This window comes from Allobrachymonas sp., assembly GCF_041912815.1.
Lineage (GTDB): Bacteria > Pseudomonadota > Gammaproteobacteria > Burkholderiales > Burkholderiaceae_C > Brachymonas.
The window spans coordinates 280,093-303,114 of the sequence record NZ_JAYRLV010000001.1; the positions used below are offsets into that span (position 1 = coordinate 280,093).

General features: G+C 64.0%; 21 protein-coding genes and 1 other RNA gene. 16 read left to right on the top strand and 6 right to left on the bottom strand.

Annotated features, from left to right (window positions below; genetic code table 11):
- Positions 1-334: 334 nt before the first annotated feature.
- From ACE3P9_RS01260 to ACE3P9_RS01275, 4 genes are all read left to right on the top strand, one after another.
- Positions 335-892 carry an ATP/GTP-binding protein gene (locus ACE3P9_RS01260; protein WP_374491152.1) on the top strand — a complete coding sequence of 186 codons (558 nt, stop codon included), beginning with the start codon at positions 335-337 and terminating at the stop codon, positions 890-892.
- Complete coding sequence (locus tag ACE3P9_RS01265; RefSeq protein ID WP_374491154.1) at positions 889-1,275, top strand: roadblock/LC7 domain-containing protein; 387 nt, start codon at positions 889-891, stop codon at positions 1,273-1,275. Before ACE3P9_RS01260 ends, ACE3P9_RS01265 begins: the two co-directional genes overlap by 4 nt.
- Positions 1,272-1,628, top strand: coding sequence for a hypothetical protein (locus tag ACE3P9_RS01270; protein WP_374491156.1), 357 nt, complete (start codon positions 1,272-1,274; stop codon positions 1,626-1,628). Before ACE3P9_RS01265 ends, ACE3P9_RS01270 begins: the two co-directional genes overlap by 4 nt.
- A gap of 118 nt (positions 1,629-1,746) precedes the next feature.
- On the top strand, positions 1,747-2,106 hold the full coding sequence (locus tag ACE3P9_RS01275; protein WP_374491158.1) for a hypothetical protein: 360 nt from the start codon (positions 1,747-1,749) through the stop codon (positions 2,104-2,106).
- Positions 2,107-2,480: 374 nt separating this feature from the next.
- Here the strand turns inward: ACE3P9_RS01275 and ACE3P9_RS01280 are convergent, their stop codons facing one another.
- The 3 genes from ACE3P9_RS01280 to ACE3P9_RS01290 all read right to left on the bottom strand — a co-directional run bounded on the left by ACE3P9_RS01280 (position 2,481) and on the right by ACE3P9_RS01290 (position 4,361).
- Positions 2,481-3,047, bottom strand: coding sequence for a flavodoxin family protein (locus tag ACE3P9_RS01280; RefSeq protein ID WP_374491160.1), 567 nt, complete (start codon positions 3,045-3,047; stop codon positions 2,481-2,483).
- 81 nt (positions 3,048-3,128) lie between these two features.
- Positions 3,129-3,578, bottom strand: coding sequence for a DoxX family protein (locus ACE3P9_RS01285; RefSeq protein WP_374491162.1), 450 nt, complete (start codon positions 3,576-3,578; stop codon positions 3,129-3,131).
- Between the two features lie 72 nt (positions 3,579-3,650).
- The gene (locus ACE3P9_RS01290; RefSeq protein ID WP_374491164.1) at positions 3,651-4,361 is read right to left on the bottom strand and encodes a pirin family protein; all 711 of its coding nucleotides are present in this window, start codon (positions 4,359-4,361) and stop codon (positions 3,651-3,653) included.
- A gap of 162 nt (positions 4,362-4,523) precedes the next feature.
- Here ACE3P9_RS01290 and ACE3P9_RS01295 point away from each other — a divergent pair, with 162 nt between their 5' ends.
- The 7 genes from ACE3P9_RS01295 (at position 4,524) to ACE3P9_RS01325 (ending at position 12,172) form a co-directional block, all read left to right on the top strand.
- Positions 4,524-5,480: a LysR family transcriptional regulator gene (locus ACE3P9_RS01295; RefSeq protein WP_374491166.1), complete on the top strand. Its 957-nt coding sequence runs from the start codon at positions 4,524-4,526 to the stop codon at positions 5,478-5,480.
- 65 nt (positions 5,481-5,545) lie between these two features.
- Positions 5,546-6,472, top strand: coding sequence for a tRNA glutamyl-Q(34) synthetase GluQRS (gene gluQRS / locus ACE3P9_RS01300; protein ID WP_374491169.1), 927 nt, complete (start codon positions 5,546-5,548; stop codon positions 6,470-6,472).
- A 57-nt stretch (positions 6,473-6,529) separates the two neighbouring features.
- Positions 6,530-7,300, top strand: coding sequence for a tRNA (guanosine(46)-N7)-methyltransferase TrmB (trmB, locus tag ACE3P9_RS01305; protein ID WP_374491171.1), 771 nt, complete (start codon positions 6,530-6,532; stop codon positions 7,298-7,300).
- Positions 7,301-7,514: 214 nt separating this feature from the next.
- Positions 7,515-9,011 (top strand): malonyl-CoA decarboxylase, encoded by a 1,497-nt coding sequence (locus ACE3P9_RS01310; RefSeq protein WP_374491173.1) that lies wholly within the window; start codon positions 7,515-7,517, stop codon positions 9,009-9,011.
- A gap of 542 nt (positions 9,012-9,553) precedes the next feature.
- The gene (locus tag ACE3P9_RS01315) at positions 9,554-10,012 is read left to right on the top strand and encodes a bacteriohemerythrin (protein WP_374491175.1); all 459 of its coding nucleotides are present in this window, start codon (positions 9,554-9,556) and stop codon (positions 10,010-10,012) included.
- Between the two features lie 512 nt (positions 10,013-10,524).
- On the top strand, positions 10,525-11,181 hold the full coding sequence (gene adk / locus ACE3P9_RS01320) for an adenylate kinase (RefSeq protein ID WP_374491177.1): 657 nt from the start codon (positions 10,525-10,527) through the stop codon (positions 11,179-11,181).
- A 142-nt stretch (positions 11,182-11,323) separates the two neighbouring features.
- Positions 11,324-12,172 carry an undecaprenyl-diphosphate phosphatase gene (locus ACE3P9_RS01325; RefSeq protein WP_374491179.1) on the top strand — a complete coding sequence of 283 codons (849 nt, stop codon included), beginning with the start codon at positions 11,324-11,326 and terminating at the stop codon, positions 12,170-12,172.
- 41 nt (positions 12,173-12,213) lie between these two features.
- Here ACE3P9_RS01325 and ACE3P9_RS01330 read toward each other — a convergent pair whose 3' ends face one another.
- Positions 12,214-13,251, bottom strand: a complete 1,038-nt coding sequence (locus tag ACE3P9_RS01330; RefSeq protein WP_374491181.1) for an asparaginase domain-containing protein — start codon at positions 13,249-13,251, stop codon at positions 12,214-12,216.
- Positions 13,252-13,366: 115 nt separating this feature from the next.
- Here ACE3P9_RS01330 and lexA point away from each other — a divergent pair, with 115 nt between their 5' ends.
- The 4 genes from lexA to ffs all read left to right on the top strand — a co-directional run bounded on the left by lexA (position 13,367) and on the right by ffs (position 16,117).
- The gene (gene lexA / locus ACE3P9_RS01335) at positions 13,367-14,026 is read left to right on the top strand and encodes a transcriptional repressor LexA (RefSeq protein ID WP_374491183.1); all 660 of its coding nucleotides are present in this window, start codon (positions 13,367-13,369) and stop codon (positions 14,024-14,026) included.
- A 259-nt stretch (positions 14,027-14,285) separates the two neighbouring features.
- Entirely contained in the window at positions 14,286-14,765 is a 480-nt protein-coding gene (locus ACE3P9_RS01340; protein ID WP_374491185.1) for a hypothetical protein, read from the top strand.
- A 210-nt stretch (positions 14,766-14,975) separates the two neighbouring features.
- On the top strand, positions 14,976-15,992 hold the full coding sequence (locus tag ACE3P9_RS01345) for a D-2-hydroxyacid dehydrogenase family protein (RefSeq protein WP_374491187.1): 1,017 nt from the start codon (positions 14,976-14,978) through the stop codon (positions 15,990-15,992).
- Between the two features lie 28 nt (positions 15,993-16,020).
- Positions 16,021-16,117: signal recognition particle sRNA small type (ffs, locus tag ACE3P9_RS01350), an RNA gene on the top strand.
- Positions 16,118-16,223: 106 nt separating this feature from the next.
- On the opposite strand, the gene ACE3P9_RS01355 is transcribed toward ffs, so the two are convergent.
- Together ACE3P9_RS01355 and ACE3P9_RS01360 are read right to left on the bottom strand one after the other, a co-directional pair.
- Positions 16,224-19,661 (bottom strand): UvrD-helicase domain-containing protein, encoded by a 3,438-nt coding sequence (locus ACE3P9_RS01355; RefSeq protein ID WP_374491189.1) that lies wholly within the window; start codon positions 19,659-19,661, stop codon positions 16,224-16,226.
- A complete protein-coding gene (locus ACE3P9_RS01360) occupies positions 19,658-22,477 on the bottom strand; it encodes a PD-(D/E)XK nuclease family protein (protein ID WP_374491191.1) in 2,820 nt (939 codons plus the stop codon). Before ACE3P9_RS01360 ends, ACE3P9_RS01355 begins: the two co-directional genes overlap by 4 nt.
- Positions 22,478-22,609: 132 nt before the next feature.
- Here ACE3P9_RS01360 and trxA point away from each other — a divergent pair, with 132 nt between their 5' ends.
- Positions 22,610-22,945 (top strand): thioredoxin TrxA, encoded by a 336-nt coding sequence (trxA, locus tag ACE3P9_RS01365; protein WP_374491193.1) that lies wholly within the window; start codon positions 22,610-22,612, stop codon positions 22,943-22,945.
- Positions 22,946-23,022: the final 77 nt, after the last annotated feature.

The window sequence follows — 23,022 nt, forward strand, 5'->3', positions numbered from 1 at the left end:
ACTACAAGAACAGATGGAACACAGGTGTGTGCATGACGCCGCACACCCTGTATCTGTCGCTGCAAGTCGATCCACGGGAGGATCATGGTCAGCATCACGGGGATCGCCACCGCACCGGCCATCCGGCTACACCGGATTTCTGCGCGCCCGCATTTTCACGGGGAGCAGCCGTCCCGAGGGCATGCGCTTGTCCTGCATGCTCTTTCTGCCTGTCTCCTGTTCCCCTTTTCATCTTTCCCCATGCATGCGGCCGCTCTGCGCAAGACAGAGGAACTGAACTGAGCTGTGTACTGCCATGGAGATCATCCACTCTCTCCCCTGTTCTTCATCCGTCATGAGCGAACTCAAGATCCTGTTCACAGGCACCATGGGCGCTGGCAAAACGACTGCCATTGCCGCCATCAGCGACATCGCTCCCGTGGTCACCGATGTGGCCAATACCGACACCAGCGTAGCCAAGGCGCGCACGACCGTGGGCCTCGATTTCGGCCTTGTGTCGCTGGCCGATGGCAACCGCATGCGCCTGTTCGGCACCCCAGGCCAGGAACGTTTCGACTTCATGTGGAAAATCCTGGCCCAGAATGCCTTCGGCCTCATCATCCTGATCGACAACTCGCGCCCGGACCCGGTGCAGGATTTCCGCATCTACCTCGACGGATTTTCTGACGACCTGCGCATGCTCCCCTGCACGGTGGGTGTAGGACGCACCGAATCGCACCCCCAGCCCAGCCTCGAAGCCTATGTCGACGAGATGGCGCAGCGCGGGCTGGTGTTCCCCGTTCTTCCCGTGGATGTGCGGCGCAAGCAGGACGTGCTGCTGCTCCTCGACACGCTCATCGCCCAGAACGAATCCGCTCTCGATATTGTCCTTCCAGGAGATTCCACCCCATGACTACGCTTCCCGCCCACATCACGGCTGCTGCCCAGCAAGAGGTGCACCGGCTGCTGCAATCGGTCGATGGCCTGCAGGCTGCCGTCGTTGCCACGGTGGACGGCTTCGAGGTGGCTCAGGCCAGCCATGCCACCATCGACGCGGCCCGCATGGCTGCCATGGCCAGCTCGGTATGTGCCCTGGGCGAAGCCGTGGCCCGCGAGGCAGGGCTGGGCAACTACGTCAGCGCCACCATCGAGGCTGCGCAGGGCCGCGCCATTCTCTATGCCATTCCACGGGCCGATGTCCCGCTCGTTCTGCATCTGCTGGCCTCGGAGCAGAGCATGCTCGCCCATATCATGTACGCTGCCCGCCAGACAGCCGACACTCTTTCCGCATCATGAACACGCCTGAAATTCACTCCCATCTGGATGCCCTTGCCGCGCTGCCCGGCATCTCGGCCTGTGCCCTTGCAGATCCGGAAACCGGCATGGTGCTCTTCATGAGCGGCGGCCACGAGCACATGGAGCCGCTGGTGGAAACCGCCACCGACTACTGGCGGCTCTACACGCGGTTGCAGAACCATTTCGACAAGCTGGGCCCCCTGCAGACCTGCGCCATGATCCATGCACATGGCATGCTCACGCTGGCGCCCTGCGGCACGACCATGATCATGGTCACGATCACCCACCGCATGCAGATCGACTGGAAGGCATGGCAGGAAAAAGTTACGCAGATCGCCTCGTTGATGGTGTGAGCACCCTTTTTCATAAGCATATTTTCTTCGACTTAAATTCCATTTAATTCAGAAGAATTTATTTCAGTATGTTAGAATCTACTGGATATTTTATATTTTTTAATTTAGTGAGGTAAAAATGGCCACTATCGATGAAACACTAAATGAACTCATGACATTAGGCGGCGCAATGTGTGCCGCCATTGTAGATGCTGGAAGCGGAATGATGCTTGGCTCTATTGGAAGCGGTGTCGATCTAGAAATTGCTGCAGCAGGCAATACAGAGGTTGTACGAGCAAAGCTAAAAACAATACGTTCACTTCAGCTTGATGACAAAATTGAAGATATATTGATAACCCTTGGAAAGCAATATCATATTATTCGTCCTTCTACACATTTAGAAGGCGTCTTCATCTATCTGGTGATGGACCGTGCGCGTGCCAACCTGGCCATGGCCCGCCGCAAGACGCAGGATGCGGACAAGGAAATGATGTTCTGAGGACATTCCTCACGCAGATGCAGGCATCCACAGTGTGGGTGCTGCGGCAGGGTCTCTGAAGGCCCACCAGACAAAACCCATCCGGAAACAGATGGGTTTTTCTTTATCTTTTCCAGCACATACAGAAGATGTATGCAGATTCTGAATCTGCGCCGCCATGGAGGCTTTTTCTCTTACGGTGCGATTTTCAGATAGCTCCAGACAGCACCCTTTCTACATTACAGAATAAAATGCATGCTATTGTTTGCAATATGCAGGCCATAAAAAAGCTTCTCAGGAAATGATTCCCTGAGAAGCCAGATAACCGTCTTGGCCAGTTGCCGATGTGTTGCTTAAAACCTCGGTTTTACAGGCAAAACAGCAACCGGTTCACATCAGGCCTGCTTCGACAGACGGGCTGCCATTTCCGTGATGCGCTTGCCGTAGGCTGCGGCGGTATCCAGGTCGCCCTGCAGCATTTCGGTCACGCTGGCATCCGAGGGAGTCTGGCCGAGCAGACCGACAGAACCACCGAGGTTGTTGATGTCGTTGCGGGATGCGGCCTTGGTGTTGGCCGGCAGCAGACCCAGGCTGACCCACAGGCCGCCATGCTGGCAGGCCAGCGTGGTGAGGTAGGACAGAGTGCTTTGCTTGTCGCCATTGAGGCTGGCGCTGTTGGTGAAGCCACCAAACACCTTGTCCTGCCACTGACGGGTGAACCAGGCCTTGGAGGTGGCATCTGCGAACTTCTTGAACTGCCAGCTGGGGCCACCCATGTAGGTCGGCGTGCCGAAGATGATGGCATCGGCAGCAGCCAGGGTGTCCCATGCGCCTTCGGGCAGATTGCCTTCGGCGTCGATGGCGATCAGTTCGGCTTCGGCTCCCTGGGCCACGGCCTGGGCCAGACGCTGGGTGTGGCCGTAGCCAGAGTGATAAACGACGACAGTACGAACATTCGACATGGTGAGCTCCTCGAAAAAAACACAAAAGAACGATGGCACATGATGCATGCAGGGCCAAAGACCCTGCATGCGCGGAAAAAATCAACGGGTGGTAGTGCTGCGGCGGGCGTCCAGGCTCCAGGCACCGGCTCCCATGCCTGCCAGGATCAGCAGCCCACCTGCCACGGCGATGTTCTTGTTGAACAGCAGGGTGATCACCATCTTGGCAGCCTCAGGGGCGGCCCAATAGGCGTGGAAGAAGTAGCTGGCCACGAGGGTGAAGAACGCCAGCACGATGGCTGCGATGCGCACGCGATAGCCCAGGATCAGGGCAAGGCCGCCGCCGATTTCCACCACCAGCGCCACCAGGGCTGCCAGCTGCGGTACCGGAAGACCAGCGGAGGCAATGTAGCCGACGGTGCCGGCAAAACCGAGCACCTTGCTGATGCCGGCGGGAAGGAACAGATAGGCCATGAGCAGGCGACCCGCCAGGGCCAGTGCAGCAGAGGCATTGCCAGAAGAAGAAGCTGAAGGGGTCAGGGTAGAAGACATGAAATTTTCCTGAAAGTGAAGGGCAAGATAAAAAGAAAACGAAAAAATGGAGGCGGGTATCGCTCAGGTCTCCTATTGCGCAGCCAGATCGAACACGAGCACTTCGGCCTGATGGCCATGGGAGAGGAGGACCTCCGGTTCCTGCTCCAGCAGGGCGGTATCTCCCGCCTGCAGAGGTTGACCATCGATCTCGATCTGCCCGCGGGCCACGAACACACAGGCCTTGCGACCTTGCGCGAGCGAAACCTGTGCCTGGGCATCGGCATCCAGAAGGCCCGCATACAGGCGGGCATCTGCGTGCAGGGGGAGCACTCCTGCAGGGGCTTGCGCGACGGGGGCAGCCAGCAGACGCAGGTGGCCGGAATCAGCGGCAATGCCTGTTTCCTGCTGCGCGTAGCCGGGCGTCAGGCCCAAGGCATCGGGCAGCAGCCATATCTGCAGAAAATGCGTGCTGGCCGCTGCATCTGCGTTCTGCTCGCTGTGCAGCACCCCCGTTCCTGCCGTCATGCGCTGGATCTGTCCGGGAACGATGGTAGTGCCGTTGCCCATGCTGTCCTGGTGTGACAGGGCTCCTTCGAGCACATAGCTCAGGATTTCCATGTCGCGGTGACCGTGGCGCCCAAAACCGGTGCGGGGAGCGATGCGGTCTTCGTTGATGACGCGCAGATTGCCCCACCCCATCCACTCGGGGTCGTAGTAGTCGGCAAACGAAAAGACATGCCGGGTATCGAGCCAGCCATGGTGGGCATGGCCTCGCTGCGCAGCGCGTCGGATGATGATCATGGTGAAGCGTCCTGGAGTCCTGGTGGCGTCCTGCCATCCCGGAAGGGGAGTGACAGGAAGCGGAAGCGGCATAAGCTGTTTCGTTGAAGACAACTGTATCGGCCCAGGCCTCCCCAGAAATACATCAAAATCGTATTTTTCATTCAATAAATTCGAACAGACATGTCCAAGACCGCTATCCGCGACATCATCACCCCCACCAATCTGCACATGCTGCAGACGGCGGCCCGCCTGGGCAGTTTTGCAGCGGCCGCCCGTGAGCTGGGGCTGGTGCCGAGCGCGCTCACCTACCGCATCCGTGCGATGGAGGAGGCGCTGGACGTGCTTCTCTTCGACCGCAGCCGCCGGCAGGCCCATCCCACCCCGGCGGCCCTGGAGCTCATCCGCGAAGGATCGCGCATCCTCGCGGACATGGACACCATTGCCCACCGCGTGCAGCGCGTGGCCACGGGATGGGAACCCCAGCTCACTGTCGTGATCGAGAACCTGCTGGACATGCCCACGGTGCTGGAGCTCTGCGAGTCGTTCTACACACTGAGGGCTCCCACCCGCCTCAAGATTCGGGAGGAAGTCATGACGGGCACGCTCGAAGCCCTCACCAGCGGCCAGGCCGATCTGGCCCTGGGGGTGCTGCTCGATGCGGACTGGAACACGCCGCACATTCTTCATCGCCCGCTCGGAGCCATCGAATTCATCTATGCCGTGGCTCCCCACCACCCGCTGGCCGCCGTCGATCGGCCCCTGACCCCCGAGGACCTGCTGCCCTACCGGACCGTGGCGGTGGCCGACAGCGTCCAGCGCGGCAGCGGCCGCAGCGTGGGACTGCTGAGTGGACAGGATGTCCTCACCGTGCCGGACATGGCCACCAAGATCGCGGCCCAGATTCGCGGCATCGGCGTGGGGCATGTGCCCAACACCATGGCCATGCCCTACCTGCAGACCGGCAGGCTGGTGCGCAAAACGCTCGCCCAGCCGCTGCGCAGCACCCATTTCACCAGCCACTATGCTTGGCACGATCCCCATGGCGAACCAGGGCGGGCGCTGCGCTGGTGGCTGCAGCAGCTCGACAGTGCCGTGACGCGCGAGGCCCTGCTGATGGGGCGTCACGCCCCGCTCTGAGCCCCAAGGCCAGGCTCCCCTGCTCCTTCGCGCAGGACTGCGCGTACCGTACACTTTCCAATGCCATGTACATCGGTCGCTTTGCCCCCTCCCCCACCGGATCCCTGCATGCGGGCTCATTGGTGGCGGCCCTGGCCAGCTGGCTCGATGCGCGCGCGCACGGCGGACGCTGGCTGGTCCGCATCGAGGACGTGGACACCCCGCGCTGCAGTCCCGCCGCGCATGCCGAAATCCTGCGCCAGCTCGTCCGCCACCATCTGATTCCCGATGCCGAGCCCTGGGTGCAGTCCCATAGGGGAGATGCCTATCAGGCTGCACTCGACAGGCTGGTGGCCCGGAAATGGGTCTACCCCTGTGCCTGCTCGCGCAAGGACATCCTGACACGGCTGATCGCGCTCGGCCAGGCTCCGCAGCGGGGCGCGGAGCTCGTCTATCCCGGAACCTGCCGACCACCTGCAGGACTGCATGGTCGCCCGGCCCGCGCCTGGCGACTGCATGTCGCAGCCGTGCAGCAAACACGTCCCGACACACCTTCGGTCTCCCTTCCTGCCACCTGCTGGACGGACCGTCGGCTGGGTCCACAGAGCCAGTGCGTGCAAACCGCCGTGGGCGACTTCGTGCTGCGCCGTGCGGACGGTCTGTGGGCCTATCAGCTCGCCGTCGTGGTAGATGATGCTGCACAAGGCATCACGGATGTGGTCCGAGGAGAAGACCTCGCGGACAATACGGCCCGGCAGATCGTGCTCCAGCAGGCGCTCGGGTTTCCTCGCCCCCGCTATCTGCACACGCCGCTCGTGCTCGGAGCCAACGGCGAAAAACTCTCCAAGCAGAACCAGGCCCAGCCCCTGCCCGAAGGCGATGCCCGGCAGATGCTGCACAACCTGCAGCAGGCTGCCCAGCGCCTCGGCCTGCCCCCCGTCCCCGAAGGCACCGCCCTGCCCGATGCCCAGGCCACCTGGGTGCAGGCATGGGCCGCTCGCTACAATCGCTGATCGCCCCGATCGGCGGCGCGTGCCCTCGCGCGCTCCCTCCCACTCTGCATCCTCGCCATGTCCGACAGCCAGACCTCTCCCGACTCCCAGGTCCCCCCCTCCTCCTCCTCTTCTCCTGCAGCGGGGGCCGCTCCTGCCGATGTGGCCCATCCGCGTGCCATCCGCACCTTCGTGCGACGCGCAGGACGTGTCACCACCGGGCAGGCCAAGGCCTATGCCCAGTGGGGAGAGACCTATCTGGTGCCCTATGCCCCCACCCCCTTCGATGCACCGGCTGCCTTCGGTCGGTCGGCCCCCCTGGTGCTCGAAATCGGATTCGGCATGGGTGAAGCCACCGCACACATCGCCGGCACGCTGCCCGACATCAACTTCCTGTGCTGCGAAGTCCACGAGCCCGGCATCGGTGCCCTGCTCAAGCGCATCGGAGAACAGAACCTCACCAATATCCGGATCTGCCCGCACGATGCCGTCGAAGTCCTCGACCACATGCTGCCCCCCGGCAGCCTGCACGGCGTGCACATCTTCTTTCCGGATCCGTGGCACAAGACCCGCCACCACAAGCGCCGGCTCATCCAGCCACCGCTCGTGCACAAGCTCGCGCAACGGCTCGCCCCCGGTGGTTACCTGCACTGCGCCACCGACTGGCAACCCTACGCCGAGCAGATGCTCGAAGTTCTCTCCGCAGAGCCCCTGCTCGCCAATACCAGCCCCCATCCCGATGGCTACGCCGACAAGCCGCACTACCGCCCGCTGACCAAGTTCGAGAAGCGCGGTCTGCGGCTGGGCCACGGGGTATGGGATCTGGTGTTCCACCGGCGGCCCTCCTGATCTTGCAGGACACACCGGGGCCCTGTCCACCGCCATGAAGCCTCCTGCTGCGCTTCCGTGTCCTGTGCACTTCCGTCTGCAGCCTTCGCCCCACCCCCTGTCAGATTGAGGAAATCGGAGTAGGCTATAAAAACCGTGCGGTGCATCCCCGCGAGACACCGTGCCCAGGGTTCCGGCCCCGTCCTCGGCCCGTCAGACACAAGGAGAGCACCTCATGGCCCCCACCACCGACCGTCCTTCCGGCACATCCCTCGGCAAGCAGCTCGAACGTCTGCTCCCATCGGCACTGTCCTCGATCGGCATGGCAGGGCTCGTCAATGCGCGTCGGCTCGATCCTTCCGTCCCGGACACTACCGTGCCTTCCCGCTCCACACAGGAGCGTCTCGACAGCTACCTGCGGCAAGACCCCGAAGCGCTCACCCCGCGCAGCCTGCGCAAGGTGCTGACCGATCTGCAGGCCATCGTCGACACACGGGTCAGTGAAGTCGAGGGCGTCCGCAAGGCGGACCCCTTTGTCTCCTGGTACCACCAGGCCAGTCCCGAAGCGCGTGCAGATGCCTGGCGGCTGATGACCGAGCAATTCGCCCCCGACCCCCAGCAGGTCCGCCAGGCCAGAGAAGCCTACGATGCCGCTCTCGGCACCCCCGAGGAAGCACAGGCCGAAATCCGTCTGCGCAAAGCCTTTCATTCCCCCCGCACCCGGCTGCTCCAGCGCATAGCGGCCTCCCGGGACGGCATGCGCTTCCTGCTCGACCTGCGCACCGAGGTGCTGGCTGCACTCCGGCGCGAACCGACCCTTGTGCCGCTCGACGCCGAGCTCGAAGCCCTGTTCACCAGCTGGTTCGACATCGGCTTTCTGGAACTGCGCACCATCAGCTGGGACTCTCCCGCCTCGCTCATCGAGAAACTCATCCGCTACGAGGCCGTGCACGACATCGTGAGCTGGGAAGATGCCAAGAACCGCCTCGACAGGGACCGGCGCTGCTTTGCCTTCTTTCACCCCCGCCTGCCCGACGAGCCCCTCATCTTTGTCGAGGTGGCCCTCACACGTGCCATTTCCGACAGCATGGTGCCGCTGCTCGACATCCATGCAGGCCCCGTCGACCTGCAGAAGGCCAACACCGCCATCTTCTACTCCATCAGCAACACCCAGACCGGGCTGCGTGGTGTGGGGTTTGGCGATTCGCTCATCAAGCGCGTCGTGGAAGCCCTGCAGCACGAGCTGCCCCAGATCAGGCGCTTCTCCACCCTTTCCCCCATTCCAGGCCTGCGCAAGTGGCTCGACCGCAACGCTGCGCATGTGGCCCAATCCCTGACGCCCAAGACCCTGCAACAGCTGCGCAAGCAGCACCCCGAGCTTCCTGCCGATACCTGGCAGGATCAGTGGCCTGCCCTGCTGACCCTGCACGCCTCCCGCGATGAGGAAGACATGCTCCAGCAGCTCCTGCGCAAGGCTGCCGCCATGTACCTCACCGGCATCGGCAAGGACGGGCGTCCACTCGATGCCGTGGCCCGCTTTCACCTGGGCAACGGTGCGCGTGTCGAGCACATCCACTGGGACGCCGACCCTTCGCCCAAGGGAGAGAAACAGTCCTACGGTCTGATGGTCAATTACCTCTACAACCTCGATCGTCTGGACCGCAATCGCGAAAGACTGGCCCAAGGTAAGGTCGCCACCTCGCGCGAAGTGGGTGCCCTGGCTGCCCTGTGATGGCTTGAATCACGGCATTTTCCCGGGACGGTGAGGAAATCCGTCCCGGCCCATCGGCCGCACACCATGGGGATGAGAAAGCCGATGCATTCCCGACAAAATCACTTTCCCATTCGATGGCTCCCGAAAACCGGGAAATTCGATGGCGTCGGCCCGTGGCGTCCGGCACTCCGCAGGTTCACTCCACATGAACCTGGCATGCCGTCAACGCCCTGCACTTTTTGCCCGTTCGATCTGCTCCTGCAGAGCTGGCAAGGAATGCTCTCTACAGAGCCAGACAGACGCTGGGGCACTCCTTTGTCATTCACCCGCGATAATAAACAGGCATTAATTCAGAATGTTATGGATCGACCATTATTTTAATTTTTATTAAAATATATGGATTACAAAAAAACCTATAAACTCACACTCACTTGATGCGTATCAAAAATCGCAGGAAGTGATCCTGATTCAATCTTTCCACATTTTTGATTCACTGCTTCAGTGCGGCATGCCCATATGCCGCAACCTTTGCACACACTCAACCACAGGGAGCAAACGGCATGGCCCGTATCGAATGGACACCCGAACTCGACACCGGCATTGATGTGATCGACGACCAGCACCGCCGCATCGTCGAATACATCAACGATCTCTACGATGCCAAGATGCGCAACGACCGCGAAGCCATGGCCGAAGTGATCGACAACGTGATCGACTACACCCTCTCGCATTTCGGCTTCGAGGAAGTCATGATGCAGGACGCTGGCTACGAATTCCTCAACGCCCACAAGCGCGTGCACGAGATGTTCGTGCAGCGCGTGGCTGGTCTGGCCCAGCGCTTCAAGGATGGGGAAGACGTCGGCGCCGAACTGCATGCCCTGCTCTCGCGCTGGCTCATCAACCACATCCTCAAGGAAGACCACCACTACGTCCCTGCCGTCAAGGCCATGACCGAGCGCAACTCCCATCAGGAACAGGCCAAGCGCAAGGGCTGGATCTCCCGCTTCTTCGGAGGCTGATGCTTCTGCTCGGGTCTGCCGCGACCAGGTCGCATGGTTCCGGCTCCCGTCACCGATCGAGACAAGGCAGCACTCCGTATGACTGGCTGCTGCCGCGTTCCTGGCGCCCCTCCCGAAGGGGCGCCTCGTTTTCAGCTGGTGCAGCAGTATGGAGCTGAGCTTCAGCACACCCGCGCTGTCCCACAGCGGTGCGCCCTGCTGCCCACAGGGTGCGCACCGCAGTCCCCCATCGAACAGGCTTTGCAACACCCGCTGGAACCTGCAGGAACGCCTCTTCATCCTAGGGAAAACGCGCAATTTTTCCGCAAGCGCAGAGTCAGCGCAGACTGTAACCAGCGTGGTATTCTTGGCGGCTATGGTCTACAGCCCGGCTCCCTCTGGGATCTGGCAGCGCACTGGCCTCCGAACATGCCCGGCAATACAGGCAGCATCCGTCCTTGCTGCGACACCCGCCTGCCCTCCGCCGATGAGCTCCGGTTTCCGTTTTTAGTCTTCAGTTCAAAGGAATTTTCATGAAGTTGATTCTTCTTGGCGCTCCCGGCGCCGGAAAGGGCACCCAGGCCCAGTTCATCACGCAGAAGTACGGCATTCCGCAAATTTCCACGGGCGACATGCTGCGCGCCGCTGTCAAGGCAGGCACCCCGCTGGGACAGGAAGCCAAGAAGGTCATGGATGCCGGTCAGCTCGTGAGCGACGACCTGATCATCAACCTCGTCAAGGATCGCATCGCCCAGGAAGACTGTGCCAATGGCTTCCTCTTCGACGGTTTTCCGCGCACCATCCCGCAGGCCCAGGCACTCAAGGATGCCGGCGTCAAGCTCGACCACGTGCTGGAAATCGATGTTCCCTTCGAGGCCATCATCGAGCGCATGAGCGGTCGCCGCAGCCATCCGGCCAGCGGACGCACCTACCACGTCACCTTCAATCCGCCCAAGGTCGAAGGGGTCGACGACGTGACCGGCGAACCTCTGGTGCAGCGCGACGACGACAAGGAAGAAACCGTGCGCAAGCGCCTCGACGTGTACAGCCAGCAGACCCGTCCGCTGGTCGACTACTACAGTCAATGGGCTGTCGAGGAGCCGGAACAGGCGCCCAGGTACCATTCCATCAGCGGCATCGGCGCGGTCGATGAAATCACCGCCCGGGTGCTTCAGGCACTCGAAGGCTGAGCTATCATCCTTCGCGCATCGCCCCCCGCACCCCTGTCTTCCGAGCCCGGCCCTGCCGGGCTTTTCGCTTTTCAGGAGCGGTCAAAGGGACCAGGGGCGATGAATTCCCAGAGTTTTTCTCTTTTCCCCTCTCTCACTTTCCATGAATCTCCTGCACATTTTCATCCTGGCTCTGGTCCAGGGACTGGCCGAGCTGCTGCCTGTCTCCAGCTCGGCCCATGTCGTCATGGCCGAAAAATGGCTGGGACTTGACCCCACCGCCCCCGAAATGACCATGCTCTTGGTCATGCTTCACACGGGCACCATGTTCGCTGTCATCGTGTATTTCTGGCGGCACTGGCAGGAAGCCTATTTCTCGTCCCCCGAGGCGTTCAAGCGCAATGCCTGGCAGCTTCTGCTTGCCACGGCTGCCACCGGCGTGGTGGGCCTGACCCTGCTGGAGATCATCAAGCACGTGTTCATGGCCGGAGCACCTTCCTTCGAGATCGAGCAGCTCTTCGGCAACCGGATCATCATTGCCTCGGCCCTGGCCGCTGCAGGCATTCTGATTCTGGTGAGTTCCGGACTCCAGCGTCGGGCCACGCAGCATGGCCAGCCGATGACCACGCGCGCGGCCCTGTGGACCGGTGCGGTACAGGGCCTGTGTCTGCCGTTTCGCGGCTTCTCCCGATCGGGTGCCACCATTTCCACCAGCATGGCACTGGGCGTGTCGCGCCCGGTGGCAGAAGCCTTCAGCTTCGCCCTGGCAGTGATTCTCACACCTGCGGTCATCGTCAAGGAAGGCTATCGGCTGGTGCACGCCCATGCCTTGTCATCGAGTGCAGCGGGCCTGAGTCACCTGCTGATGCCGGGTCTGGTGGGCATGGTCCTCAGCTTTCTGGCCGGCCTGCTGGCCCTGCGCTGGCTCTCTGGCTGGCTGGAGCACGGGCGCTGGCATCTGTTCGGGCTGTACTGTCTGGCGTTTTCCGGCGTGGTCTGGGTTGCAGGCTGATCCGGCACCCTGCATCGTCCATCGCTGCGAAAGCGGCGCTCTCACACCTCGCTGCGCCGCCCCATCAGCTCCAGCAGCAGAGCGATGCGGGCCTTGAGGGGAGGCAGGGCGTCGGGACACAGCGGAATGGATTCCTCGCTGGCACGCACGTCTCCCCGGACGGTGGCTGAAACGGCCCGCCCCTGCATGCAGCGCGTGGTGCGCCAGATCACGGGCGTGTCCTGCCTTGCTGCTGCTCCACGGACCACTTCTTCCAGAGCGCGATGCACGGTGGCATTGCCCGTGCCCACCACCACCACCCCCTCAACCCCTGCTGCCACCAGTGCATGCAGCGCGCGGCCGGTCTGCCCTGCATGGCTGCCCAGCAGCTCCACCCAGGGCCATGCACGCGGCGGCGTCTGCTGCAGGCACTGCCACAGCCCTGCCACCGACTGCGGGTCGAGGGGAAGTCTTTCAGCCAGCGGGCGTGGGGCGCGCAGCCAGCGCAGCCGGCCCTCCTCCACATAGGCCACACAGCCTGCATCCCCTCCCGAGAATGCATCGAGCCGATAGGGTTCGACCTTCTGCACATCACGGGCATCGAATACCTTGCCGGCACAGACAGCCAGCACGCCCTGTGCCTGCGGATCCCGCGCCACACTCAGGGCATCGGCCAGATTCTGGGGCCCGTCCGGTGAACGGGCCGTGGCAGGGCGCATGGCACAGGCCAGAACCACGGGCTTGTGGCGCCAGACGGCCGCCCCGGGAGCGCACCCCAGCACGCGCCACAGAAAGTAGGCGGTTTCCTCAAGCGTATCCGTGCCGTGGGTGATGACCACAGCCCGTACGTCAGGCCTCTCCAGCCAGCGCACGCAGGCCATGGCCAGCGCCTGCCACGTGCCGTAATCCATGTCCTTGCTGTCGAGCTGGGCGATCTGCTCTGTCTGCAGGGTATCGCCATCAAGCACTTCCTCGATGCCGGGTATGCGCAGCAACTCGGTCACCGGCCGCTGGCCGGCACGGTAGCCCACCCCGTCATCCGGCCGGCTGGCTTCTCCCGCGATGGTGCCGCCTGTTGCCAATACCCCAATCGTTGCCATTTTTTCCGCCCTCTGCTTGCCAAGCCCAAAAAGCTGGTTAAAAATACAGTCACTGGATATGCAAACAGTATCCGCCCCGCATCCCGCGCCGTCCTTTGAAGGAGCCAGTGTAATCATGAACAACACCGTCAAGCTCACCGCCCGGCAGCAGCAGATCCTGGAGCTGATCCAGCACGCCATTGCCCATACCGGCGCGCCGCCCACCCGGGCCGAAATCGCTGCCGAGCTGGGATTCAAGTCGGCCAATGCGGCCGAGGAGCACCTGCAGGCACTCGCGCGCAAGGGAGTCATCGAGCTCGTCAGCGGCACATCCCGGGGCATCCGCCTCAAGCAGACGGCTATGGCAGAGCGTTCTGCACTGCAGGCCACCTTCGACGAATTCTCCCAGCTGGCCCTGCCTCTCATCGGGCGCGTGGCGGCCGGCTCTCCCCTGCTGGCGCAGGAACATGTGGACACCACCTACCATGTGGCGCCCTCGCTGTTTGCCTCGCGGCCCGACTATCTGCTCAAGGTGCGTGGCATGTCCATGCGCGACATCGGCATTCTCGATGGGGATCTGCTGGCCGTGCAGGCCACCCAGAACGTGCGCAACGGACAGATCGTGGTGGCCCGCGTGGGCGACGAAGTCACCGTCAAGCGCTACGAACGGCTGTCCGACCATATCGAACTGCATCCGGAGAACCCGGACTACCCCACCATCGTGGTCCATCCCGGCGAACCCTTTGCCATCGAAGGCCTTGCGGTCGGACTGATCCGCAACAGCGTGCTCATGTAGCGCACGCAGCAGGCACGGCCTCGGGGCAGACCGTGCCCCCGTTTCCCTGTCGTTTCATTTCCGGATGTCCCTCCAGGTGGCGGGCGTTGGCTGGTTGCGCCCCTGCGGCGCGAAGGACAACCCTGGAGTCGATCGTCCTGCATGTTCCCAATCCTGCCTGTGCATCCCGTCGGTCCCCGATCCGGTGCCTACTTCCTGTCTTTCAGGCTCCCCTGCAGAGCAGAGAAATATCGGCACCTCTTGTACAGAGGAGAACATCATGTTTCTGCATTTCCCGCTGACTGCACTCGTCGATTCCCGTGGCGGAAGCCGCGACTATGCCCGTGCCCTGTCCATCCGGCTGCAGCGGCTCGGCACGCGCCCCTCGGTCTCGCCCATGGCCATTTTGCGCGCCGATCTGCCCGCATCTTCCGAGCCGCAGGTGTCCAAGCGTTCTGCCACGTCCTGGGTCGCACAAAGCCTGGGCTTTTCCGCCTCTGTCCATGCAGCCCATGCACGGCTGGCGCATGGTGCTGCCCCAGTGCAGGCCGACAAGGGGACGAATCTGGCTGCCCCTTCACCGGCGACGGTGCAGATCTGCAGCTGCCCGGCAGATCTGCCCTCTTCCTGCTGCACGCCACCGCATGTACGCCGCTGGATGGCACGCGGACGGCTCGTACTCAGCGGTCGTCTGGCCGATGTCTGTGCCGAACTCGAAAGGCTGGCAGCCCAGGAAGCCCTCTGCTCCGGCATGGCGTGAGCGCAGCGCAAAGCCCTTGGACACAGGGAACTGCACCTGTGCCCTCAAGGCTGCCATGCCTCGTCAGCCGCCGGATGTGACAGCGCTCCAGCTGCTTCTGTCGCTCCGGCAAGACGCATCCTCTGCAGGTCTGCTGGATGCGTTACACGATCTCACCAAAGTCCGCGTTCTGCCCCCGGAAACGAGAAGGCTTCATGCACAATCGACCGGATGAACATCGTGATTCTGGATGACTATCAGGACGCCGTGCGCAAGCTGCCTTGTGCAGGTCGGCTCGACGCGCTCAATGCCAAGGTGTATACCAATTCCGTCAAGGGCATCGGTCAGCTGTCCGTGCGCCTCAAGGATGCCGACATCGTGGTCCTGATCCGGGAACGTACCCCCATGCACCGCGCCCTGCTCGACAAGCTGCCCCGGCTCAAGCTCATCGTGCAGACGGGTCGCATCGGCGACCATGTGGATGTGGCTGCCTGCACGGAACGCGGCATTGCCGTGGCAGCCGGCACGGGCTCGCCGTATTCCACTGCAGAACTGACCTGGGCCCTGGTGCTGGCCGCCAGCCGCCGCCTGCCTCAGTACATGGCGAATCTGCGTCACGGGGTGTGGCAGCAGTCGGGGCTGAAGGCGGCCTCCATGCCTCCGAACTTCGGCATCGGTTCGGTGCTGCGCGGCAAGACGCTCGGCATCTGGGGTCTGGGCAAGGTGGGTCAGCTGGTGGCCGGCTATGGCCATGCCTTTGGCATGAAGGTGCTGGTGTGGGGCAGTGACGATGCGCGGCAGCGGGCCGTGGCGCTGGGCTACACCCCTGCGCTGAGCAAGGAGCAGTTCTTTGCCGAAAGCGACGTCCTGTCGCTGCATCTACGGCTCTCTGCCTCCACCACGGGAGCGGTGACGCTGGAAGATCTGCTGCGCATGAAGCCCACGGCCACTCTGGTCAACACGGCCCGTGCAGAACTGATCGAGCCCAATGCCCTGACCGCAGCCCTCAACCGGGGGCGCCCCGGCATGGCTGCCGTGGATGTCTACGAAAGCGAACCTGTGCTGCCCGGCCAGCCGCTGCTGCGCATGGAAAACTGCCTGTGCACTCCGCACATCGGCTATGTGGAAGAAGAAAGCTACGAGCTGTATTTCAACACTGCATTCGACAGCGTGCTGGGCTTCATCGCCGGGAATCCGGTGAATCTGGTCAACCCCGAAGTGCTGCGGATGACCACTCGCCGAGGCTGAAGGGGCACAATCGACTACAATAGACAGCGACGGGCCTTCCCGCATGGTGAAGCGGCCAACCGGGTCAGGTGGGGAACCAAGCAGCCCTAACTGTGTAGCCAGTGCCGGGGTCAAGGCTCGTCACCCTCTTTCTTTCCACAAGGCATCCCCAGCGGATGCCTTGTGCGTTTCTGGCCCTCCCTGGAGCTGGCTCCCTTGCGGAGCGACTTCCGGGGCACGGGCGTTCCTTGGTCATGCCACTTCCTGCATGCGCCCCTCCGCCGTGAAAAATGCCGCCCGCACCGGGGCATCGGGATACAGGGACTGCACCATCCTGCGGTACTGCTGGAGTTGCTCCTGCAGGGACTGCGAGGTTTCTGGCTGCGAGGCACTCTTGTAATCGATCACCCACCAGGTGGCAGGTGCACTGTCTCTGGCGCGGGTGCGCACGAGCCGGTCGATGCGGTAGAGCTGCCCCTCCTCGCAGAGATCGACTTCGTTGGCCTGCCATTCGATCGTCTCGCCCCATGCCCAGGCACCCTCACCCGAGAGAATGCGGTGTGCCCGCTGCAGCACCTCCTCGGCCTGCCCGAGCGAAAGCTGGTAGTCGCGCTGCAGAATGCGTGCCAGCGCGGTGCCGTCAGCGGTTGCCGTGCCAGGGCGCTGCCACTCCAGCACCTTGTGCATGGCCTGTCCCATGCGGGACTGCAGCCGCAGCTCTGGGGACTGCTGGGCATCGAGCATGGCCTGGGTCATCGGGTCCTGTCGCAGGGTTGCCGGCAGGGGGCGCGGTACGGGCAGGGGCACCTCGGACTGTCCCGTCATCCCTGCGGTGTCCTGTGCCGCAGACGCAGGAAGGGGCGCCGCCTCGTCCTGCAGGGGCTGCGTTTCCGGCTGGAGCCGTTCTTCTGCATCGTACTGATGCAGCAACCGCCACCAGCTTCGCTCATAAGGCTGGCGCGGCACCACTGCAGACAGCAGCAGCTCGTGGCGTGCACGGGTCATGGCCACGTACAGAGCATTGAGTTCTTCGCGGAGTGCCTCGGCCTGTTCCTGCTCAAGCAGGCAGCGTACCGAGGGTGGGGGAGATTTCTCGCTTTCCAGAAACACGAAGGCGCGGGGATGGGGGTCCTGCCCCGGCCATTGCACCAGCACTTCCATGGTCTGGCTGCGGGTCTTTCCGGCATCGCTGTCCAGCAACACCACGAGATTGGCCTCCAGCCCCTTGGCGCCATGCACGGTCAGCAGCCGGACGGACTGCCCCTGGGAAGTGGCCGGTGTCTGGTCGAGCACGCTTTGGCGCATGGCATGGACCCAGCCATAGGCACTAGGGAAACGTCCCCCGAAGAGCTGGAGCGCATGCGCAGGCAAGGCCTGCAGATGTTCGCGCACGGCCTGACGGCGCGACGCCGGGGCAGCCGCCACGAAGCGTGCCACAAGGTCTCCGTCGCGGAAGATGGCATCGAGCGCATCATGAGGCGGCCGCTGCGCGAGCCACCCCTGCCAGCGCCTCAGGGTACGGGCCAGGGGGGCCCAGGAGCTTGCAGCATGCTGCTCCTGAGCCAGGATCCAGTCGAGCCATGAAGACAGCCGCGCGCGCCCGCCCGCCTGCATACCGGAAGCTCCTGCATCCTGGATATCGACGCCACTCTCGGGCTGGGCCGGCCGGGTCTGTGCGACAAGTTCAGAAAGCCGGGCATCATCGAGCCCGAAGAGTGGCGACTTGAGCGCACGCGCGAGATGGATGTCATGTCGCGGGGAGACCAGGGCATCCACTAGCGCCAGCACATCGAGCACTTCCGGGGTATGGGCGAGCATTTGCTTGCTGGCGATTTCCGAGGCGATGCCCCGTTCGGCCAGGGCCACGCGCATGTCCTGCAGGCGGGCGTTGCGGCGCGACAGGATCATCACCTCGCCCGGGGCCAGATGGTCCTGCACGATGCGCCTGTGCACCCAGGCGGCCAGCTGCCGGCATTCCTTCTGGGCCAGTGCCTCGTCCTCCGTTTCGCGGGGCTGCTCCAGGCTGTCGCGCCAGAGCACCTCGGTCTCGGAGTTCACCGGCTCCTCGGCGGCGGAAGGACGCTCCACTGCCGGCAGGGCACCTACCGCTCCCGCCACGGCAGAAGCGGTGGTATGGACACGGAAATCCGCGTAGGCGCCTTCACGCTGCAGCCCCTGCATGACCGCATTGACCGTGGCCATCACGGCCTGGCTGTTGCGCCGCGTATGGTCGCAGCTCAGCAGGGCACCACCCAGCCCCTCGTGGACAAAGTCCTTGGCGGCCCGGAAGACCTGCGGCTCCGCGCGCCGGAAGCGGTAGATGCTTTGCTTGGGGTCTCCCACAATGAAGACGCTTGGCGCCGTGGCGGCACCGCCATAGCCAGACAGCCAGGCATGCAGGGCCTGCCACTGCATCGGGTTGGTGTCCTGGAACTCATCGATCAGCAGATGGCGCACCTGCGCATCGAGCCGCTCCTGCATCCAGCCGCTGAGCACCTCGTCCTGCAGCAGCACTCCTGCGGCCCGCTCCACGTCGGCCATGTCCACCCAGCCCTGTGCATGCTTGACTTCGCCATACACACGCAGCAGCACCCGCGTCAGCCGCATCATGCGCTGCTGGTATTCCCAGGCCTGATGCTGCTGCATGGCCTCGCACAGCAGCAGCAGCTCCTGCTCGGCTTCCACTGCCTCCTGGTATTTCTGCAGATTCCGGGTCAGTCGGTCTTCGCTGGCCACAAAGAACGTCTTGCGCAGCATCCGGAAGCGTTCCCCGGTGTCGGCATCATCGAGCGCAAAGGCATCGACCACCATCTGGGCGGCCTTGACGGGTGTCTTGGCACTTTTCTCCTGGCCAAGGGCCTGGGCCCGCAGGCTCCAGCGCTGCCGTGCTGCCTCCGTCGCCAGGGCTTCGGCCGGATGGCGGTAGGACTTCAGCTCCGGTACCCGTTCCGAAAAATGGGGAACCGATGCCGCCACGACTCCCTGCGCATCGGCCAGCATGAACTCCGTGCGCTTGGACAGCGCAGCCTCCAGCGCCTTGTGGATCTGGCTGCGCCCGTGCAGGGCCACCAGCTCCTGGTAGTCGCGCAGCGCCTCGGGGTCCTGGAGCAAGGCGGCATGGAAGGGCTGCCAGGTCTCTGCAACGGCCGGGGCATCATCCTCCAACAGCGTGTAGTGGCTCGGCAGGCCCAGCTCCTGAAGCACCTGCAGCGGAGCCACCCGCAGGAGGGCTGCGAACCAGGCGTGAAAGGTCCGGATCTGCACCGCCCGGCCCTGCCGGATGAGGCGAATGTAGAGCGTCTGCAGATGCGGCGCCTGCTCCTGCGCCTGCCGTGCCGACAGGCCGCGCAGCTCCAGCTCGGGCACGAGCGCCTCCACAGGCAGGGCGGCAAACGTCTCCAGCCACTCGGAGAGCCGCTGCTGCATTTCGGCCGCCGCCTTCTTGGTGAAAGTGATGGCCAGGATTTGCTGCGGCTCGGCTCCGGCGAGCAATGCGCGCAGAATGCGGCTCACCAGCATCCAGGTCTTGCCGGCGCCTGCGCAGGCCTCCACGGCCACGTGCCGCGCCGGATCGCAGGCCACGGCATAGAAGTGCTCGGGCGGGACGGTCTGCCCATCAACGGCATAGGCCGGTGGATGCCCGTGCGCGGGAACAGGCGTGTCCGGCAGAGGGGTTCTCGATGCATTCATGTGTCTGACTCTTCCCAAAAATCCTTGCGGCACAGGCCACGCACGCTGCAGTAGTCACAGCGCCCCCCTCGTCCCAGCGCACGCAGGGGCGCTCCACGGGCAATGCGGCCCATGTCCTGCGCAATGCCCTGCAGCAGCTGGTCGCGCAGGGCAACGACATCCTCGTGTTCATGCAGCTCGGCCTTGCCGCGCTCGGGCACGTTGAGATAGCCGACGCGCACGGCTTCGGGCGCCATCAGGGCCGCATAGAAAGCCAGCTGCGTATCCTCCGCAGGCTCGCCGATGCGCTGCCGCGTGGCCATGGCGCTTTCCGTCTTGTAGTCAATCAACCGATGGGTGGCATCCCCCTGGGAGCCGCTCCGCGCAGCAGGCAGACAGTCAATGCGGTCCAGGGTGCCCACCAGCCACAGCGCAGCAAGTTCCGGCACGGTCGAGGCATCAAGGCCGCAGGCGGCCAGGGCATCGTGCAGGGACAGACGCCGCTGTACCTCGCCACGCTCGAATGTGGCGCCCACGGTCGCATGGTCCTGCTCCATCCAGTCCAGATACGCCTGCCGCACCGATGGCCACGCCATGCGGAAGGGCAGAAATGCCGCATCATCGAGGAGCAGCTCTTTCTGTGCACGCTCGGCCGCCTCATCCAGCAGAGATTCCCAGCGTGCACGGTTCTTCTCTGCCTCCAGGGCATCCCCTGCGGGCTGCTCCGCCAGTCGCTCATGGAACTCCTGCAGCAGCCGGTGCAGCCACACCCCGAAGTCCCGCTTGGCCACTTCTCCGGTGAGCTCCGGCACCTCCCTCAGCCCCAGCAGACTGCGTGCCCAGAACTGGTAGGGGCAATGGCGCAGCGTGTCGTAGGCCGTGGCAGAGAGCTCACGCAGCGGCAGATTCCGCCCCTGCGGTCGTGGCATGCGCCCCGCCTGCACCGACACGCGGCGCAGCAGGCGCGGATCCGGAGCCCACTCCACTGCGCGAGGGACTGCGTCCTGCCCGGCAGAGGACAGCCCCTCGGCCACGCCTCCTGCGTCCTGCGCTTCCCGCATTGCCTCCTCCTGGGCCTGCCCCGCTGGCGATGCCATCCAGACCACCTCCTGCCACAGAGGACTCGGCAGCAGGGACTGCCCGCTGCCGTCCCCCTGGCTGCGCAGCAGATGCACGCCCGGCGTGCCCAGTGCCTCGTGCCAGGCGGCCCGCACGGCGGCCTGGGCCGCAGCACGGTCGGGCAGCCCCAGGAGTGCCCGCTGTGCTGCCGTCCAGCTCCCCGGCAATTCGGGAGAGGCAGGCAGCCGCACGGCATCACACCCTGGAACCACCACCGCAGCAAAGCCCCGTGCGAGCAGCTGGCTCATCGGAGCAATCACCACCTGCTCACGCAGAGGATACGGCGGCTTGAAAGTGCCGCCTTCCAGCACTTCGCCCACCCAGTCGGTCCATTCCGCCAGACTCCAGCGCTCCGCCGCCTCTCCCATCTCCAGATCCCCCGCCTCGGCATTCAGATGCAGGGCGGCCAGCACTTCCTCCCCGGCCGGATCACTCTGCAGCCAGGCCCCAACGCCCGTGGCTTCGAGCACGTTCCAGGTATCGGCCAGCCATGCCGCCAGAGGACGCGCCGCCTGAAGAGACTCCCGCTCCTGCTGCACCCGCAGCACCCAGGGCGCCAGCGGATCCTGCCACTGCTGCCACCAGCCCCGGGCCGGCCATTGGGCCCAGCCATGACGCCGCAGATGGGCTTCCACCGTCTGTACAGCCGATGGGGGAATCCCCTGCGGCACCATGGGTGCATCGTCCTGTGCAGGGGTGCCTGTGACTTGCACTCCCTGCGCCAGCTTGAGCCACTCCAGCACGACATCGCTGTCGGCTCGTGGCGCACACGCCCGCAACAGCGCCATCACCTGACTGGCCGCGAGCGTCGTCGAGAGCTTCCAGCCCGTCTCGTCCCGCACCGTGAGCCCCTGGCCCTCCAGCGCGGCACGAATGCGCCGTGTGAGAGCACGGTCACTGTCGACCAGCGCCACGAGCCCGGCATCCCGCTCCACCTCGGCCTGCACACAGGCCGCAGCCCGGCCTGCCTCATCTTCCAGATCGGCAGCCACATGCAACTGCACGGGACGCCCCTCCGAAGCCCCTCTGGCGCCAGCCCCCAAGGCCCGTGCCGTGACCAGTCCCCCCATCTCCAGCACGAGACTGCTGCCGGGACATCGGGCCTCGCAGGCCGCTGCCAAGGCCGTCGCCAGGGGATCTTCCTGGAACCCCCGCCACACGATCAGGGCATCCACCTCTCCTGCAGCAATGGCACCAAACAGCACATCGGTCGCATAGGCCGACAGCCCGGCCCAGGTCACGGACAGAGCAGCCACCAGCTGCTCCATGCGCAGAGCGTCCACCTGCTGCTCCGCATCCAGCTGGGCCCTCCGCTCCTGCTGCCAGAGCAGCCGCTCGTCCGGCGGGACAGCGCTCGCCACGGCGGCCAGCTGCAGAGCCGCCTCGCGCAGGCGTCCGGCCAGCCAGTAGGTCTGTCCTTCCAGGCCGCCCTGTGCCAGCAGGCTGCGTGCCGTCAGCAGATCCTGCGCCGCATCGAAGCGCATGTCCCAGCCCTGGGGCACGAACGCCCCCCACCGGGATGTCCAGTTGAAAGTGGTTTCGAAGCGCGGCATCATGCCGCGGGCATGCCGTGCCGCCCACTGCGCACGTGCCACCGGCATCAGCTGGGCATAGGGCAGCAGAACCACGCTCCGACTCGGGTCGGCCCCCCGGTCCCGCAGGAATTCCTCCACCTGCTCCAGGAGGTGTCCCCAGAGCCATACACCATCATTCGACAAGGGTCGGGCCTGCATCGGGTATCGCTTTCTGTCACAATAAACCCGAATTCTGGCATGGACGGCCGCCCCTGCGGGGCTGCTCCCGCGCACAGAAGCTCCTGACAGTCATTACGAATACAAGGAAGTTATCTCATGGCCAGCGAACTCATCAAACACATCTCCGACGCCTCCTTCGAAGCCGATGTCCTCAAGTCCACCACCCCGGTGCTGGTCGACTTCTGGGCCGAATGGTGCGGCCCCTGCAAGATGATCGCCCCCGTGCTCGACGAGCTCGCCCCCTCCTATGAAGGCAAGCTCCAGATCACCAAGATGAACGTCGACGAGAACCGTGCAGTGCCCGCCCAGTTCGGCATCCGCGGCATCCCCACCCTGATGGTCTTCAAGAACGGCCAGCTCGCTGCCACCAAGGTCGGCGCAGTCGGCAAGGCCCAGCTGGCAGCCTTCATCGACCAGGCACTCACCGCCTGATCGCCCCTGCCTCCGCCTTCAGGGCACCTGTTCCCCGCACCCTCGGGCTGGCGCGGGACAGGTGCCTTTTTCATGCC

Excerpts from the sequence above, each read along its gene's own strand:
- ACE3P9_RS01275 (WP_374491158.1), top strand. The coding sequence starts at position 1,747 with ATGGCCACTATCGATGAAACACTAAATGAACTCATGACATTAGGCGGC.
- ACE3P9_RS01285 (WP_374491162.1), bottom strand. The coding sequence starts at position 3,578 with ATGTCTTCTACCCTGACCCCTTCAGCTTCTTCTTCTGGCAATGCCTCT.
- trxA (WP_374491193.1), top strand. The coding sequence starts at position 22,610 with ATGGCCAGCGAACTCATCAAACACATCTCCGACGCCTCCTTCGAAGCC.
- ACE3P9_RS01265 (WP_374491154.1), top strand. The coding sequence starts at position 889 with ATGACTACGCTTCCCGCCCACATCACGGCTGCTGCCCAGCAAGAGGTG.
- ACE3P9_RS01330 (WP_374491181.1), bottom strand. The coding sequence starts at position 13,251 with ATGGCAACGATTGGGGTATTGGCAACAGGCGGCACCATCGCGGGAGAA.
- ACE3P9_RS01340 (WP_374491185.1), top strand. The coding sequence starts at position 14,286 with ATGTTTCTGCATTTCCCGCTGACTGCACTCGTCGATTCCCGTGGCGGA.
- ACE3P9_RS01295 (WP_374491166.1), top strand. The coding sequence starts at position 4,524 with ATGTCCAAGACCGCTATCCGCGACATCATCACCCCCACCAATCTGCAC.
- ACE3P9_RS01310 (WP_374491173.1), top strand. The coding sequence starts at position 7,515 with ATGGCCCCCACCACCGACCGTCCTTCCGGCACATCCCTCGGCAAGCAG.
- ACE3P9_RS01280 (WP_374491160.1), bottom strand. The coding sequence starts at position 3,047 with ATGTCGAATGTTCGTACTGTCGTCGTTTATCACTCTGGCTACGGCCAC.
- ACE3P9_RS01315 (WP_374491175.1), top strand. The coding sequence starts at position 9,554 with ATGGCCCGTATCGAATGGACACCCGAACTCGACACCGGCATTGATGTG.
- adk (WP_374491177.1), top strand. The coding sequence starts at position 10,525 with ATGAAGTTGATTCTTCTTGGCGCTCCCGGCGCCGGAAAGGGCACCCAG.
- ACE3P9_RS01290 (WP_374491164.1), bottom strand. The coding sequence starts at position 4,361 with ATGATCATCATCCGACGCGCTGCGCAGCGAGGCCATGCCCACCATGGC.
- ACE3P9_RS01325 (WP_374491179.1), top strand. The coding sequence starts at position 11,324 with ATGAATCTCCTGCACATTTTCATCCTGGCTCTGGTCCAGGGACTGGCC.
- ACE3P9_RS01355 (WP_374491189.1), bottom strand. The coding sequence starts at position 19,661 with ATGAATGCATCGAGAACCCCTCTGCCGGACACGCCTGTTCCCGCGCAC.
- gluQRS (WP_374491169.1), top strand. The coding sequence starts at position 5,546 with ATGTACATCGGTCGCTTTGCCCCCTCCCCCACCGGATCCCTGCATGCG.
- ACE3P9_RS01345 (WP_374491187.1), top strand. The coding sequence starts at position 14,976 with ATGAACATCGTGATTCTGGATGACTATCAGGACGCCGTGCGCAAGCTG.
- ACE3P9_RS01260 (WP_374491152.1), top strand. The coding sequence starts at position 335 with ATGAGCGAACTCAAGATCCTGTTCACAGGCACCATGGGCGCTGGCAAA.
- ACE3P9_RS01270 (WP_374491156.1), top strand. The coding sequence starts at position 1,272 with ATGAACACGCCTGAAATTCACTCCCATCTGGATGCCCTTGCCGCGCTG.
- trmB (WP_374491171.1), top strand. The coding sequence starts at position 6,530 with ATGTCCGACAGCCAGACCTCTCCCGACTCCCAGGTCCCCCCCTCCTCC.
- lexA (WP_374491183.1), top strand. The coding sequence starts at position 13,367 with ATGAACAACACCGTCAAGCTCACCGCCCGGCAGCAGCAGATCCTGGAG.